This window comes from Mycolicibacterium stellerae (assembly GCF_003719305.1).
GTDB classification, from domain to species: domain Bacteria; phylum Actinomycetota; class Actinomycetes; order Mycobacteriales; family Mycobacteriaceae; genus Mycobacterium; species Mycobacterium stellerae.
In genome coordinates this window covers 473,273-488,034 of the sequence record NZ_RARC01000002.1, presented here as the reverse complement: position 1 = coordinate 488,034, position 14,762 = coordinate 473,273, and the positions used below count along the sequence as shown (strand labels likewise).

Sequence of the window (14,762 nt, the reverse complement as noted above, 5' to 3'; positions counted from 1 at the left end):
TGGCTTTGCGCATGCGCAGCCGTAACTTTCGGGATGACAGATCCGAAAGATGCGGAGATAAAATGCTTAATCCATTGCGCGCCATGCAGTTTCGCGGCGGAACCTCCAAGGGTGTCTATCTGCTGCGCGAAGACCTCGAGCCCTATGGCGATGACGTCGATGCGGTGTTATCGGCGTTGATGGGTTCCGCGCCGCGGCAGATCGACGGGCTCGGCGGCAACGCCTCCACGACGAGCAAGGTGGCGATCGTCGGCCCGTCGGCTGAGGACGACATCGACGTCGACTACCTCTTCGCCCAGGTCGATCCCGGAACCGGCACAGTGGACCGGACCCCAACCTGCGGCAACATCCTCGCGGGTGTCGGACCGTTCGCCATCGAGCGCGGCCTGGTCCCGGTCGCCGGAGAAACGACCACCGTGCGAATTCGCCTGGTGAACACCGGCGCCCGCGTGGTCGAGACGATCAAGACCCCCAATGGCGAGGTCTGCTACGACGGTGAGCAGACGATCGCCGGTGTCGCCGGCAGCGCCGCACCCGTGCACATGACCTTCACCGACTTTGCAGGCGGCACAACGGGATCGCTCTTCCCGACCGGACACCGGGCCGACTTCATCGATGGCATCGAGGTCAGCTGCGTGGATGCCGGCGTCTGCGCCGTGCTGATGAGGGCCGCCGATCTTGGCCTGACCGGAGCGGAGGCGCCCGCAGAGATCAACGCGAACCCCGACCTACTGAACAGGGTGGAGCGGATTCGGCTCAAGGCAGGGGAACTGATGGGCATGGGCGACGTGGCTGGCAAGGTCGTGCCCAAGGTCATGCTCATCTCCGACACCGACGGCGCCGACGTCCGGTCCCGCTACCTGGTTCCGACGTCTTGCCACCCCGCCCATGCCGTGTCGGGCGCGATCAATCTCGCGTCCACAGTGTCGATTCCGGGCACCGTCGCCGACGCTCTCCGTGGAATGGCCTCTGCGACCGACACGGTCACGATCGAGCACCCTGGCGGTGTCATCGAGTTGGCGGTGACGCTGCACGGTGATGCCCCCGTCGGCGCGCGACTCACCTCGACCGCTCGCAAGCTCAGCGACGGAACCGTGTTCTTCAACTACGACCAGACCGCCGAAAAGAAGTGATCCCGATGACGACACGCTTCGTTGCCCGTTACGGCCGCTGGGTTTTCGCCGCGGCGACGGTCGCCGCGCTTGGCGTGGTTTTCACCGCGGTCAAGCTGCCCGCGGGATGGCTGATCGCGGGAATGGTCGGCGCAGCCGTGACCGCCATCCTGTTTCGGCGGCAACTCAATCCGCCCGCCAAGGCGATGGCCGCAGCGCAGGGTGTCATCGGTGTGGTGGCCGTCGAGCCGCTGACGAAGTTGACTGGATCGGACCTGATGCACTTCGCCGGTTGCGCGGCGTTCTCGATCAGCATCACGCTCGGGCTCAGCGTCGTGTTCGGCATCCTGCTCGCGCGGTTCGCCCCCTACCTCGGCGTGGCCACCGCCAACCTTTCGCTGATCGCGGGCGGCGCCAGCACGATCTCCAGCATGGCCCGCGAGCTCGGCGCCGACGAACGCTACGTCGCCCTTTCGCAGTATCTGCGGCTGACGATCGTGGTGCTGACCATGCCGATCGTGCTGAGTCATCTCGGCGACAGCGACCCGACGCCGAGGCTCGTTGGTGCCCATGACCACTGGCACGTCTCCGGTCTGCTGGCGCTTGCAGCGCTCGTGTTCGCCGGGGGCAAGCTGGCCAAACGGGTCCGGATGCCCGCGCCATATCTGTTGGGGCCGTTGGTGGTCGCCATGGTGGTCGCGATCGCACACCCGTCGCTGGACCTGCTGATGAACCCGGCGACCGTGGTCACCAACGTCGCCTACGTGGTCATCGGTTGGCAGGCGGGTGGCGGCTTCGCGGTCGACGTGTTGCGCCGGTTCGTCAAGCTCATCCCGCTGACGCTGCTGTTCATCGCCATGACGATCGCGAGCTGCTTTCTGGTTGCCGTTGCGGTGAGCCACTGGGCAGGCGTCTCACTGGCGGACGCGTACCTCGCGACAACTCCCGGCGGCATCTACGGTGTGCTCGCCATCGCCAACGAGGTCCACTCAGGCCCGATCGTGGTCACCTTGCAGGTGCTGCGGCTGGTGACGATGGTTCTCGCAGCGGGAATGATCCCCAAGATCATCGGCTGGCTGAGTCGCCGTCAGGGTGTCCTGACGCACCGGGGTCATCGGACGACAAGGTAGCGCAGGTGGGCCACGCCCGGGGCTTCGAGCACCCGGGCCAGCTCGAGTGCGGGCGTATCCGCCTCGAAGCCGTCGAACAGGCGCTCACCCGAACCGAGTATCACCGGGGCGACCTGAAGATCGATCTCGTCGACGAGTCCTGCTGCGATCGCCTGCCGGGCGCACGAGGCTCCTCCGGCAATTGAGATGGGACGGCCACCCGCAGCCGACTCGGCCTGGGCGTAGGCCGATGCGATCCCATCGGTGACGAAATGAAAGGTGGTCCCACCCTCCATCTCGATCGGGTCGTGTGGGTAGTGAGTCAGGACGAAAACCGGGCAGTGGTAGGGCGGGACGTCGCCCCACCAGCCCTTCCAGTCCGAGTCCCCCCATTCGCCACGAACTGGGCCGAACATGTTGCGGCCCATGATCGTCGCTCCCATGCCGTCCATCATTTCGGAGACCACCTGCTGGTTGACGGGATGGTCCTTGGTGGGCCCGATGTGCCAATCGTGAAGCCTTATGCCGCCGACGCCGAGCGGATACTCCTCGCTCTGGCCGGGCCCGGCAACATAGCCGTCGGCAGAGATCGACATCGAAAGATTGGTTCTGGACACATGGCCTCCGTCCGGCTGCGCTCGCCTCGTTGCATCTAAGAAGACTGAAGTGGCCCGAGAAACTCATCGTGACCGGTGTCCTGACACCGTTGAATCTGCGGTGAGGGTGGGCGCCACTCGAATTTCTGCGCCCTGTGCGCAGACCGAACTCGCGGTCAGGGTCGCTGCGGCCTCGGCGGCGCCTTCTCGACGGCCACGAACTCCTGTTCGGGCCGACCGGTCGTGCCGTAGCGGAGCTGGACCTTGACATCGCCGGAGTTGGCGAGCGTCGACAGATACCGCTGCGCGGTGGCCCGCGAAACACCGATCTCCGCAGACACCTCGGCCGATGACATCGGCAGGCCCGATGCGTGAAGCGCCTGCAGCACAAGGTCCTTCGTCGGGGAGGTCACCGCGGTAGGGGACTGGGTCGGCGCGATGCGCGGCCGGAGGGCATCCAGCGCGGCATCCACCTCCTTGCCGCCGAGGTTGGTGCCGGCCAGGATCTTGCGGTAGCGCGCGTAACCTCCGAGCCTGGCCGCCAGGTCGGCGGGGGCGAAAGGCTTCACGATGTAGCTCAATGCACCGGCGGCGATAGCGGCGCGGATCGTGGGGGAGTCGGTGGCAGCACTCAAAACCATGCTGTCGCAGCGTAACTCCCGGACCAGATCGACGCCTGACCCGTCGGGCAGATAGACGTCGACAAGGGCGAGGTCGACGGGGGCTGCCTTGCGGGCCGCCGCGAGTGTCGTCGCCGTCGTCGTCACGGTGAAGCCCGGTAGCGCGTTGACGATGCCCGCGTGCATGTTGGCAACCCGGAAGTCGTCGTCGACCACGAGCACGGTCAGTTCTGAGCCGCCCATTGGGCTTCCTCCTCCACCATCACACCCGGCAGCCGGGCGATGAACTCTGCGCCGCACAACTGTGCGTCGGGGTTGCCCTGGCTCGACAGCCTGATGTCGCCACCAAGGGCGCGGGCGATCTGTCGGGACAACGCCATGCCGATGCCGCGTCCGCCGGGTATCCCGGAGTCCGGCTTCGTCGACCTGCCTTCGGTGAAGACATCGTCGACGAAGTCGGGTGCGATTCCGTCTCCGGTGTCGACGACCGTGATGTGCAGCGTCGAATCATCCTGCAGCAGTTCGATGTCCACCACCTTGGCCTCGGTGGCCCCGGTGCGCGCAGCGTAGATCGCATTGTCGAGCAGATTGCCCAGCACGGTCGTCACATCTACCGGCAATGCGAGCCGGCCCGGCACCCAGGTGTTCTCACCGATCGTCAGGGTGACCCCCGATTCCCTGGCGGACGCGGCCTTGGCGGCCAAGAACGCCTGAAGGAATGCATCGCGGACGGCGTCGATGCCGGGAATCGCCGAGCCGAGGGGGCCCGACCCGAGCAGCTCTTCCACGTAGTGCGCCGCTTCTTCGATGTGGCCGCCATGCAGAAGGCCGTTGAGCAGATGCAGCCGGTTGGCGAACTCGTGGCGTTGGGCGCGAAGGACGGTGCTCATCAACTGCACGGCGTCCAGTTGGCGGGTCAGCGCTTCGACGTCGGTGCGGTCACGCACAACGAGGACCGTGCCCAGATCGCGTCCATACCGCGCCACGTGCCGGGCCGATACCACGACGATCCGGTCGCCGACGGTGGCGAGTGCGGGCGTCGAATCCGTCGACCTGAGGACGTCGAGCACGCGCGGCGTCAGGCCGATCTCGTCGACCGGTCTGCCCGCCTCGTTGCCCACCTCGAGGAGTCGACACGCCTCGTCGTTGACGAACGTGATCTTCCAGTCGGTATCGACGGCCAACACTCCCTCGTCGATACCGTGCAGCACCGCTGCCTGGCCGCGGATCAACTCGGCCATCTCGGATGGCTGCAATCCCAACGTCAGTCCTCGCCAGCGCCGGGCCAGCAGCACGGAGCCGACGATGCCGATGATCAACGCGACGCCGACCAGAACGGCCGCCCTTCGCACATCCGACCACAACTGATGGTGGACCGCCGCCGTCGAGATCCCGACGCTGACTTCTCCCACCACCCGATCCGAATTCGGCGCGTAGACAGGTACTTTCGCCCGAACTGATCTTCCGAGAGTTCCCTGCTCGCGGTCCACCACCTCGTGGCCCGCCAACGCCTCGGAGGGGTCGGTGCTGACGTGCTGACCGAGTTCGTTCCTGTCGGGATGGGACAGCCTGATGCCCTGATCGTTGGTGATCACCACAAACAACAGGCTCGCGTGCCTCTGAACCTCCGTGGCCAGCGTCTGCAACTGCCCGGTGGCCAGCTTGTCGGTGAGCGCTGGACTCGGCGTCAACGGGACGGCGTCGTAGCTCGCAACGTCGGCGCGCACCGCGGGCGCGAAGGCGATCGCGCGGGCCACGTCCAGTGACTGATCCTCATATTGGGCAGCGAGGCGTTGATGGCTGAAGAAGGCGAGCATCCCGCCTGCGATGCCAAGGGTGAGCGTCACGACGGCGACTTGCAACACCAGAATCTGGGTGGCAAGCCGCACATCCACGCGCCGAATCCGCGCCATGGAAAGAGGGTACGCGGCACCCTGAGCAGAATGCGCAAAAGCCGGCGAGATCGCCGGCCGTCGCGGATGTGCCCGATCAGGTGGGGTTGACGTCGTCCGAGCTCCTTCCTGTGGTGCGCGGTCCGATCGGCGCGAGCACGGCGACCGCGGCGGCGAGTGCGACGAGCACGACGGCGAACATCGTTGCGGCGCCGTAGTGGTCGAGCACCGGGATGAGGATGAACGGAAGCGCGGCGCTGGAGAGCCGGGACACCGAGTAGGTCAATCCGACCGCGGTGGCCCGGACATCGCTGGGGAAGATCTCCGCCTGGTACACGTGGTAGATGTTCGAGAAGACGTTGCTCGCCGCCGTGGTCAGCAGTCCGAACACCACGATGAGCGCGGGAGCACTCACGGTTGCGAAGAGCACTCCGCATGCCGCCATCACGGCGACCGTGGCCATGATCAGGTACTTGCGTTCGAACCTCTTCAGCAGCGGAATCGAGATGAGCGATCCGAGCGGGTAGCCGATGAACGACACCGCCGTGAACAACAGCGACGACGTCACGTCGTATCCACGGCTGACCAACACCAGCGCCGCCAGCGTGCCGAACCCGTAATAGCCGAAGGGCTGGAACAGGTGGAAGACGGCGAGCATCATCAGTCGCTGCCGGTAGGGCGAAAGCCTCAGCCGCCCAACAGCAGTCGCGGGCCGTGCCGGTTGCGCCGCGGGTACGTCCCCGTTGCTTGCATCGGTGTCGTCGGTCGCCGGACCCGTACCGGATTCGAATGCCCGCAACGCGGCTTGAGCCTCATCGGTCCGGCCGACACCGGCCAGCCATCTCGGCGACTCCGGCAGCCCGCGTCGCAGCAGGATGACGAACAACGCACCGATCGCGCCGATCACCATCAGGACTCGCCAACCGTCGAAATCAAACAAGCTGCGGCCGTTGAGGAACAGCGACAAGAATCCCAGCACCGGAACGGCGAGGAAGGAGCAGGTGTAGGCCCATGCCGCCAGGCGCCCACGATGGGCCTTCGGCAGCACATCGGACAGGTATGAATCGGCGACCGGGTATTCCGCGCCGACGCCGACGCCTGCCATGAAGCGGGCTCCGACGAGCATCAAAGGATTCGGCGCGATGGCGCCGATGATGCTCCACACAGAGAACCACACCAGGTTGATGAGAAACGCCCTCCTGCGCCCGATGCGGTCGGCGATCCGGCCGAAAGCCGCCGCGCCGATGAACATTCCGAGGAACGACGAAGCCATCAGCAGTTGCAGCGCCGTACCGTCGAGGCCGTATTCGGTCTTGAGGGCGGTGGCGATGGTGCTGGACAGGAAGATCTCGTAGACCTCGAAGAACAGGCCAAGCCCGATCGCGACGACGATCTTGCGGTGGATGCGTCCGACCGGAAGGCGGTCAAGGCGGCACCCGATGTCGTGGCGCCCAACGGTCTGGTCGGGCTGCGCCAGAGTGGCGGTCACTTCGAATCTCCGTCGCTCGAACCGGTCGAGTGGCTGTCGCTGTCGTGGTCGTGGTCGTGGTTGAAGAAGGTCCAGCGGCTGTCATGGTCGCTGCGCCAACGGCTGTCGTGATCGCGCCAGTGCATCCACCAGAAGTTGCCGTTGTTGTTCCACTGCGAGGGATCAGATCCGCTGTCGTGATACGTCTGCCCGGACTGATCACCGCTGGGCTGTGGTTGCGGAGCGGGTGGGGTCTGCGGCGGTGCCCGATGGCTCACCGGCGCGGAGTATCCGGCATCCGACCTCGCCGAGTGCGGCGGCGTCCGGTGCACGGGTGCCGTCGGCTTAGCGGCAGGCATGGGTGCTGGTGCAGGTGCGGATGCAGGTGCGGTCTGGGCGGCGGTGTTCTGTGCGCTGCTGGACGAGGCGTGCAGCGCACCGAAGAAGCCGGCCGCAGCGGCGGCGACGAGTCCTGCGACTGCGAAGGCAAGCACGGGACGGGGATACCGGGACTGCTTGGCATAGGCCGCCGGAGTCGAGTTGAACTCCGGCTGCTCGGCCGACCAGGCAAGCTGCGGCGCGAAGTACGCCGCCATGGTCGGGGCGTCGGGGGACGGGGTCCGCCACGACGCCGCCTGCGTCGCGGTCCAATCCTGGTTCTGATTCGAAGGAAAGGTGGTCATTTCGTGCTCCTTGTTTCGTGTGTTCCGGTGCACTTCTGCACGTCCGCACTCGAAGTTAGGGAGCTGTTCAGGCCGTGGCTCGGTTGTGCGCACAAGGCGCGCTAACAGGCGATTCGCACCTTTTGCGCATTGTGCTCACGGGTTGGGGGTTGCGCTTACTGCCCGTATGCGGGAGGGGCCTGAAGGTTCGGCGCGGCCGCGGCGAGCAGCTCGGCACGGACGCCGGTGAGTGGGGGATAGATGCGTTCGCCGTTGATGACCCGCTTGGTCGCCTTGGCCTCTTCGCCGCGGCTGACGACCTTGCGGTCCCAGCCCTCGGTGTACACCGCGCCTGCCGGGCCGAGATCGAGAACGGTGACATACCAGGGGATGCGCAGCGACAGCATGGGAGCGCCAAGCAGGTCGCTGATCACGTTGTAGCCCGCATAGCGGCCCATCGGCCTGCCGTGCTGACACGACATCACCGACTGGTGTTCGTCGTCCATCTTCGCCGCCGCCACATCGCCCGCGGCGAACACGTGGTTGATGCCTTCGACCCTCAGATAGTCGTCGACCGGCAGCCGGCCCAGCCGGTCGCACGGCACGCCGAACTGCGCCGTCAACCGGTTGGCCCGCATGCCTGCACACCACACCAGCGTCGCAGCCGGAATCACCTCACCGGACGACAACGTCACGCGTCGCTCGTCGACGGCGGCGACGCCTTCTCCGGTCATGGTGTCAACCTTGTTGTCTGCCAACGCATCCTCGATCACCGGCCGGGCCGAGTCACCCATGTCCGAGCCGACGTGTGGGTTGTGGTCGACCAGGATGACCCGCGGCGTAACGCCCGGGCCCAACGCGTCGGCCAGCATCTGCGGTAGCTCACATGCGGTTTCGATGCCGGTGAGGCCCGCACCGACGACGACCGCTGTCGCGCTGGCGGGATCTGACTTGCTACCGGCCAGGCTGCGAATGTGCGCCTGCAGCGTCATCGCACCGTCGTAGGTGTCGACGTCGTAGCCGAACTCGGCCAGCCCGGGAAGGTCCGGTTTGGCCACCTTGCTGCCGACCGCGAGCACCAACCGGTCATACCCGAGAGTCGCGCCGCCGGCCGTACTCACCGTCGCGGTCGAAGCGTCGATTCCCGTCACGTCGGCGGTGATGTGGCCGATCCCTGCCGGATCGAGCAACTCCCGCAATGGGATTCGACACGGGCTGAGGTCGGCCTCGTAGTTGCGGACCCGGATGTCATGGTATGGCTGCGAGCTGATGACGGTGATATCGACATCGCTCTGCGCGACACCCAGCTCGTCGAGCCGCCGGGCAGCGCCGAGAGCGGCCCACAGCCCGGCGAAGCCGGATCCGAGGATGAGGACGCGTTTGACAGGCGGCATCGCCACATCGTGACGCGTCGCCGATCCGAAGACAAGCGCGGGCGCGGCTACGGCGTCAGCACCGTCGAACCGTGCGTCTTGCGGGCCTCGAGATCGCGGTGCGCCTGGGCGGCGTCTTTGAGGTGGTAGCGCTCACCCGTCGTCACGGTCACGGTCCCAGCAGAGATGGCCGCGAACAGCTCGCCCGCGCGCCATGTGAACTCGTCGTGCGTGCGGTTGAAATGGGTCCGCATCGGTCGCGTGAGGTACACCGAACCGGCGGTGTTGAGCCGCTGCGGATCGACAGGAGGGACCGGTCCGCTTGCGGCGCCGTACAGCGCCAAGGTGCCGCGGATGGCCAGGCTGGCCAGGCTCGCGTCGAACGTCGACTTGCCAACGCCGTCGAAGACTGCGGCGACACCGTTTCCGTCGGTGAGCGCACGCACCGCCGCGCCGAAATCCTGCGGGTCGTCTGGATAGTCCAAGACCTCGACCGCGCCGGCGCGGCGTGCCAGGTCCGCCTTCGACTGGGTCGACGCCGTTGTCAGGACGCGGGCACCCATGCTGGTGGCCCACTGGGTCAGAATCGATCCCACCCCGCCTGCGCCGGCATGCACGAGAACGGTGTCGCCGGGCTTGACCGGGTACACGGACTTGATCAGAAAGTGTGCGGTCAGTCCCTTCAACAGGGCCGAGGCGGCAGTCTGGGAGGAAATGTCATCGGGCACCCGCGCCGTCAGATCCACTGGCGCAATGCAGTATTCAGCATATGCACCAACGGCGTCGGCGCTGGCGACCCGGTCACCGACCCGTAGTGAGGTGGCTCCGTCCCCGACAGCGGTGACGGTGCCGCACACCTCGCTTCCGACGATGAACGGCAGCTCGCGTGGGTAGAGCCCCGTGCGGAAGTACGTGTCGATGAAGTTCACGCCGATGCTCTCGGCCTTGATCAGCACCTCCTGAGGACCGGGAGCGGGCTTCGGCGCCTCGACGTATGTCAACACGTCGGGACCACCCAGTTGTTTGACTTCGATGGCGTACACGGTGGCTCCTATCGGGTTGCGGCGGCGAGCCAGGCGGCTTCTTCGCCGGGCTCGGGTAGGACGCGGCCACCTTCGACCGCGTAATGAGCTGGGCTGCTTTCGAACACGACAAGCACGCGGTCGGCGGGAATGCCGGTGATCCTCGTCGCGGCATCGGCGATAGTGACTGCGAGCCGGGTCGTTTCATTCTCGGGATGTCCGTCGCGGACCCAGCCGGTGACGAGCAGTGGACATGCCGGCACTCCGTCGGTGTACACGCAGTCGGACGGCAGCTCGTGGAACACGACATTCACGTATGTGCTGGGAACGTGGTTGATCGCCGAATGAATATGTGAGATCTCCATGGCCAGAGCCGCTTTCACTTCGCTGGTGAGCGCCGACTCGACAGTGGTGCAGGTATAGATGGGCATTTCTTTCTCCTCATTAACGGGGCCCGGCGGGGGTTCGTGGCCCCCGCCGAGCTGTGCTGTCACAGTTCGTGCTGGATCTCAGCCGAGATGTGGCAGTTCCGGTTGGGTGTGCACGACGATGACGGTGGGCCCGTCGGCGTCCAACGCCAGCTTGAACTCGCTCGCGAGGTCGTCGGTGGTCTTCACATCGGCCGTATGACATCCGAATCCGGTTGCCAGCGAGGGGATGTCGAGCCCGGGCAGGTCCAACGCGGGCACGTTGGGCGTCTGCTCCAGCAGTGCGAACGACTTGAGCACCTCGTACGCCTCGTTACGCAGCACCACGAAGACGATCGGCAGCTTGTGCTGGGCGGCCGTCCAGATCGCCTGGATGGAGTACTGGAACGAGCCGTCGCCGATGGTGGCGACGATGTGCCGGTCGACCCCGCGCTCACGGTCACCGAGCGCCAGCCCGACGGCGCCGGGAACGCCCCAGCCGATGCCACCGCTTCCTGTCGCGAAGAAGCTGCCGGACCGCGTGGTCGGAAGCCACTGGAAGAGTTCGGCCATCGTGGACGTGGACTCCATCACCACCGGTGAGTCGTCGGGCTTGACGGTTGCCAGGGTGGCGTACACCTCGTCGGCGGTCAGCGGCTCCGAAGTCGCCGAGGTCCGCACGGCGCGGTCCCGATCCAATGGGGTAGGCGCCTGCCGCCCGACAGGCGTGTCGATGAGGTCGACCAGTTGTTCCAGCCCGATCCGGACATCGCCGAGCAGGCTGTCGCCCACCGGTGCGGCCGACGCGAGATGGGGATCGACGGTCATCTGGATGAGCTCGGTACCCTGCGGCAGGTAGTCGCCTGCCACGTAGGGGTAGTAGCGGAAGACCTGAGCGCCGATCACGATGACGAGGTCGTGGCCTTGAAGCACCTGGTTCACTTCGGCGATCGTCATCGGCATCGGGCCCGCGTACAACGCATGGGTCTCGGGGAACGAGACCCGATCGGCCAGCGCGCTGCCGCGGACGGGTGCCCCCAGCTTCTCGGCGAAGGCGATGCCCGCGTCCCAGCCGCCGGCACGGTCGACCTCGGGCCCCAGCACCAGAAGCGGTCGTTGCGCCCGGTTAATCCGATCGGCGAACTCACGCAGCCGCTCGCCGTCCGGCGCGGTGCGCTGGCTGACGGTCCTCACCACCGCGGGGCCGAGTGCCGGCTTGTGCCAGTCGTCGAGCGGGATCGACAGGTACACCGGACCCTTGGGCTCCTGCATGGCGACCGCGTAGGCCTGCATGAACGCCGCGGGCACGTCTTCGGCGCGCGCCGGCTCGTAGGACCACTTGACCCACGGCTTGGGAAACTCGGTGGCGTCGGGGTTGTTCAGATAGGGGTCGATGATGGACATCTCACGGGTCTGCTGACCGGCGGTGACGATCAACGGGGTGTTGGCCCGATACGCGGCCACCAGGCTGCCCATCGCGTTGCCGGTGCCCGCGGCGGTGTGCAGGTTGACAAGAGCCGGCTTGCCGGTCGACTGGGCGAAGCCGTCGGCCATCGCCAGCGCCGAAGCTTCCTGCAGCGCCAGCACGTAGGTGAAGTCTTCGGGGAAGTCCTGTAGGAACGTCTGCTCGGTGGAACCCGGGTTTCCGAACACCGTTGTCAGACCCAGCTCTCGAAGTAGGTCGTAGGTCACGTCGTGAACCGTCTTGTTCTCGGCCATTGGGGATCACCAGCTTTCGTAGTTTGGAATAACTTCGTCCTACGAGCGGTTTACTCGTCGGCGCTGCTGATTACCTTCGTTCCAGCTGGGAAATAGGACATCGACGCTGACCGGCATCTGGTGGTGGTGCTGGCGCGTGCGGGCGATTACCGCTAGCGGGTAGTGCCGTACGGAATCTCAGCGGTGATAGTGGTGCCACCGCCCGCGGGACTCGACACCTCGAGCGTGCCGGACAATGCGTCGACACGGTCCTTGAGGCCGACCAAACCCGATCCTCCGCTTGTGTGCGCACCGCCGATTCCGTCGTCGGCAATGGTCAGGTGCAAGGCGCCGTCCTGCATCGCCGCGTGCACGGCCACCTCGGCCGCCTCGGCGTACTTCGCGGTGTTCGTCAGCGCCTCGGCGATCACGTAATAAGCCGCTACTTCCACCGATTCGGAAAGGTGTCCGTCCAGGTCGAGCTCGAGGGTGACCGGAACGGGGGAGCGGCGGGCCAATGTCTTGATGGCGGGACCCAATCCGCCGCGCGACAGGATGGCCGGATGGATTCCCCGCGACAGCTCCTGCAGATCGGCATACAGGCCCGACAAGCCGTTGATCACGTCGCCCAGTTGGGCATGCAGGCCGGCATCGTCGGCGGGGGCCGACGCCTCGATGGCGCGGAGCTCGAGCCCCAGCGTCACGATGCGCTGCTGGGCGCCGTCATGCAGATCGCGTTCGAATCGCCGCCGGGCTTGATCGGCGGCGGTGACGATCCGGGTGCGGGACGCCTTGAGTTCGGCGCGGGTCTCGGCGTTGAAGATCGCGGTGGCCACCAGATCGGCGAAATCCATCACACGGGACTCGGTTTCGGGAGGTATGGGTGCCGACTGAGCCGAGGCGACGACGAGGGCGCCCCATGTGCGGCCGTCGACCGAGATCGGTCCGCCCACCCCTGACTGCAGTCCGAGTGAACGCAGACGCGCGGCCGTCGTGCCGGTTGCATCGCGATAGTCGGCGACCCTGGCAGGTGCGCCGGACCTGTAGACCCTCGCGGCGACGTTGTCGCCGGAGAGCGAAAGTTGTTCGCCCACTCGCAGTTCCCGGTTCGGGTCGATGTCGGTGCACGCGACGACGACGAGCTCGTGGTCGGATTCGTAGCGCAGCAGCGTGACGTGTTCGACCTCGAGCCCACGGGCGAGTTCGGTGACTGCCACCGGGTAGATGGCGTCGGGATCCGCCTGCCGGGCCACAAGTGTGGCCACCCGCCGCAGCGCCGTCTGCTGCTTGGCGAGTGAGTCGGCCTCTCGGCGACGCTGGGTCGCTTCCGCAGCGCGCAGACGGGCTTGACCGACCAGAACGTTGGTCAGCAGGGCCAGCGTCAGGAACACGGTGACCGCGGGCGCCAGGCTGCCGCTTCCTTCCACTACGTGGAACCACGTGTACGCCAACGTGCTGGCCAGCGACATCGCCAGGGCCAGCGCGAAACCCCAGCCGGCCGAAACCACCAGCACACCGAGCAGGAAGACCGCCCCGAACGCGTTGTCGGGTGCCACCCGTTTGAGCAGATGCACCAGCAGCACCTCGGCGGCGATCAGCACCGCGGCGGTGACCACGCCCCACTTGACCGGCGGTGCGGTGGGCCGCAGCACCAGCGCCAGCAGGCGGTCGCGAAGCATTCGGTGATCGTAGATCTTCCAGGTAGCGGTAATGCCGCAGCGCGCTCGTTCTGACACCCTCGATATATGTGCGACAGCGATGTGATCCTGTGCGCTGTCTGATCGTCGACGACAGCGCCGCCTTCCGCGACGCCGCGACCGCCATGCTCGAGCGAGCGGGGGTCAGCGTCGTGGGAATGGCGTGCAACGCGGCCGAAGCGCTCCAACGCGCCGACGAGCTACATCCGGACGTCGTCCTCGTCGACATCGACCTCGGCACCGAGAACGGATTCGACGTGGCCGAGGCGATTCACCGGGCCGGCTCACCCGAGCCGCCGGTGATCCTGATCTCGACGCACTCCGAGCAGGATTTCGTCGACCTCATCGCCGACAGCCCGGCCGTGGGATTCCTTCCGAAGTTCGCGCTCTCCCCGGACTCGATCCGCCAGCTCGTCGGACTCAGCGCGCCTCGAGATACATGATGACGGCCCGCACCCGCCGGTGATCGTCACCGGTCTCGTGTAGGTCGAGCTTGGTCAGGATGCTGCGGACGTGCTTTTCGACGGTGCCCTCGGTAACCCAGATTCGCCGGGCGATGCCTGCGTTGGACAGTCCTTCGGCCATCAGCGTCAGAACCTCCCGCTCCCGGTCGCTGAGCGCCGCCAGCGGGTCGTCGCGACGGCGCGCCGACACGAGCTCCTGCACGAGAGCCGGATCGACGACGGATGCGCCGTTGGCGATTCGCCCCACCGTGTCGACGAACTCGTTGACGTCGGTGACGCGGCTCTTGAGCAGGTAACCGACAGCACGCCCGCCGGCGAGTAGGTCCATCGCATGGTCGACGTCGACGTGGGCCGACAATACGAGGATGGCGGTGTCTGGCAGCTCGGCCCGAATCGTCTGCGCCGCGTCGAGGCCCTCGGTGGTGTTCGTCGGCGGCATTCGAATGTCGGTCACCACGAGCTGAGGCTGCTTCTCGCGCACCAGCGCAAGCAGGCTTTCCGAGTCTCCGGCCTGCCCGACCACCTCGAAGCCCGATCGGTTGAGCAGACTGGCCACGCCTTCGCGAAGCAGTACGTCGTCATCGGCGACGACTGTCTGAACGGCACTCACTCATGGCCTCCCAGCGCCGGCGTCGCGTCCGA

Annotated in this window: 14 protein-coding genes; 3 read left to right on the top strand and 11 right to left on the bottom strand. The window is 66.4% G+C overall.

Annotated elements, in window-relative coordinates:
* Nucleotides 1–62: 62 nt before the first annotated feature.
* Entirely contained in the window at nt 63–1,133 is a 1,071-nt protein-coding gene (locus tag D6M19_RS05175) for a PrpF domain-containing protein (RefSeq protein WP_123024072.1), read from the top strand.
* Between the two features lie 5 nt (nt 1,134–1,138).
* Nucleotides 1,139–2,242, top strand: a complete 1,104-nt coding sequence (locus tag D6M19_RS05170; RefSeq protein WP_164478327.1) for an AbrB family protein — start codon at nt 1,139–1,141, stop codon at nt 2,240–2,242.
* On the opposite strand, the gene D6M19_RS05165 is transcribed toward D6M19_RS05170, so the two are convergent.
* The 10 genes from D6M19_RS05165 to D6M19_RS05120 form a co-directional block, all read right to left on the bottom strand.
* Nucleotides 2,224–2,838 carry a dihydrofolate reductase family protein gene (locus D6M19_RS05165; RefSeq protein ID WP_123024070.1) on the bottom strand — a complete coding sequence of 205 codons (615 nt, stop codon included), beginning with the start codon at nt 2,836–2,838 and terminating at the stop codon, nt 2,224–2,226. The two genes, D6M19_RS05170 and D6M19_RS05165, sit on opposite strands and share 19 nt — an antisense overlap.
* Before the next feature lie 155 nt (nt 2,839–2,993).
* Nucleotides 2,994–3,680, bottom strand: a complete 687-nt coding sequence (locus tag D6M19_RS05160) for a response regulator (protein ID WP_123024069.1) — start codon at nt 3,678–3,680, stop codon at nt 2,994–2,996.
* Complete coding sequence (locus tag D6M19_RS05155; protein ID WP_206428446.1) at nt 3,662–5,350, bottom strand: ATP-binding protein; 1,689 nt, start codon at nt 5,348–5,350, stop codon at nt 3,662–3,664. Before D6M19_RS05155 ends, D6M19_RS05160 begins: the two co-directional genes overlap by 19 nt.
* Nucleotides 5,351–5,426: 76 nt before the next feature.
* Nucleotides 5,427–6,818, bottom strand: a complete 1,392-nt coding sequence (locus D6M19_RS05150) for an MFS transporter (protein WP_123024068.1) — start codon at nt 6,816–6,818, stop codon at nt 5,427–5,429.
* Nucleotides 6,815–7,480: a hypothetical protein gene (locus tag D6M19_RS05145; protein WP_164478326.1), complete on the bottom strand. Its 666-nt coding sequence runs from the start codon at nt 7,478–7,480 to the stop codon at nt 6,815–6,817. The genes D6M19_RS05150 and D6M19_RS05145 overlap by 4 nt, the downstream gene beginning before the upstream one ends.
* Nucleotides 7,481–7,635: 155 nt before the next feature.
* Nucleotides 7,636–8,853, bottom strand: a complete 1,218-nt coding sequence (locus tag D6M19_RS05140; protein ID WP_123024157.1) for an NAD(P)/FAD-dependent oxidoreductase — start codon at nt 8,851–8,853, stop codon at nt 7,636–7,638.
* Nucleotides 8,854–8,900: 47 nt separating this feature from the next.
* Complete coding sequence (locus tag D6M19_RS05135) at nt 8,901–9,875, bottom strand: quinone oxidoreductase family protein (protein ID WP_123024066.1); 975 nt, start codon at nt 9,873–9,875, stop codon at nt 8,901–8,903.
* Nucleotides 9,876–9,883: 8 nt separating this feature from the next.
* Nucleotides 9,884–10,285: a tautomerase family protein gene (locus tag D6M19_RS05130; protein WP_123024065.1), complete on the bottom strand. Its 402-nt coding sequence runs from the start codon at nt 10,283–10,285 to the stop codon at nt 9,884–9,886.
* Between the two features lie 78 nt (nt 10,286–10,363).
* On the bottom strand, nt 10,364–11,980 hold the full coding sequence (mdlC, locus tag D6M19_RS05125; protein WP_123024064.1) for a benzoylformate decarboxylase: 1,617 nt from the start codon (nt 11,978–11,980) through the stop codon (nt 10,364–10,366).
* 152 nt (nt 11,981–12,132) lie between these two features.
* Nucleotides 12,133–13,638 carry a GAF domain-containing sensor histidine kinase gene (locus D6M19_RS05120; RefSeq protein WP_123024063.1) on the bottom strand — a complete coding sequence of 502 codons (1,506 nt, stop codon included), beginning with the start codon at nt 13,636–13,638 and terminating at the stop codon, nt 12,133–12,135.
* 89 nt (nt 13,639–13,727) lie between these two features.
* Here D6M19_RS05120 and D6M19_RS05115 point away from each other — a divergent pair, with 89 nt between their 5' ends.
* Nucleotides 13,728–14,099 (top strand): response regulator transcription factor, encoded by a 372-nt coding sequence (locus D6M19_RS05115; protein WP_123024062.1) that lies wholly within the window; start codon nt 13,728–13,730, stop codon nt 14,097–14,099.
* Here D6M19_RS05115 and D6M19_RS05110 read toward each other — a convergent pair.
* Nucleotides 14,077–14,730: a response regulator transcription factor gene (locus D6M19_RS05110; RefSeq protein WP_123024061.1), complete on the bottom strand. Its 654-nt coding sequence runs from the start codon at nt 14,728–14,730 to the stop codon at nt 14,077–14,079. The two genes, D6M19_RS05115 and D6M19_RS05110, sit on opposite strands and share 23 nt — an antisense overlap.
* Nucleotides 14,731–14,762: the final 32 nt, after the last annotated feature.

What these genes read in the sequence shown, in the direction of transcription:
- D6M19_RS05175 (WP_123024072.1), top strand. Translation starts at nt 63, where the DNA reads ATGCTTAATCCATTGCGCGCCATGCAGTTTCGCGGCGGAACCTCCAAG.
- D6M19_RS05170 (WP_164478327.1), top strand. Translation starts at nt 1,139, where the DNA reads ATGACGACACGCTTCGTTGCCCGTTACGGCCGCTGGGTTTTCGCCGCG.
- D6M19_RS05160 (WP_123024069.1), bottom strand. Translation starts at nt 3,680, where the DNA reads ATGGGCGGCTCAGAACTGACCGTGCTCGTGGTCGACGACGACTTCCGG.
- D6M19_RS05155 (WP_206428446.1), bottom strand. Translation starts at nt 5,350, where the DNA reads ATGGCGCGGATTCGGCGCGTGGATGTGCGGCTTGCCACCCAGATTCTG.
- D6M19_RS05145 (WP_164478326.1), bottom strand. Translation starts at nt 7,480, where the DNA reads ATGACCACCTTTCCTTCGAATCAGAACCAGGATTGGACCGCGACGCAG.
- D6M19_RS05140 (WP_123024157.1), bottom strand. Translation starts at nt 8,853, where the DNA reads ATGCCGCCTGTCAAACGCGTCCTCATCCTCGGATCCGGCTTCGCCGGG.
- D6M19_RS05130 (WP_123024065.1), bottom strand. Translation starts at nt 10,285, where the DNA reads ATGCCCATCTATACCTGCACCACTGTCGAGTCGGCGCTCACCAGCGAA.
- mdlC (WP_123024064.1), bottom strand. Translation starts at nt 11,980, where the DNA reads ATGGCCGAGAACAAGACGGTTCACGACGTGACCTACGACCTACTTCGA.
- D6M19_RS05120 (WP_123024063.1), bottom strand. Translation starts at nt 13,638, where the DNA reads ATGCTTCGCGACCGCCTGCTGGCGCTGGTGCTGCGGCCCACCGCACCG.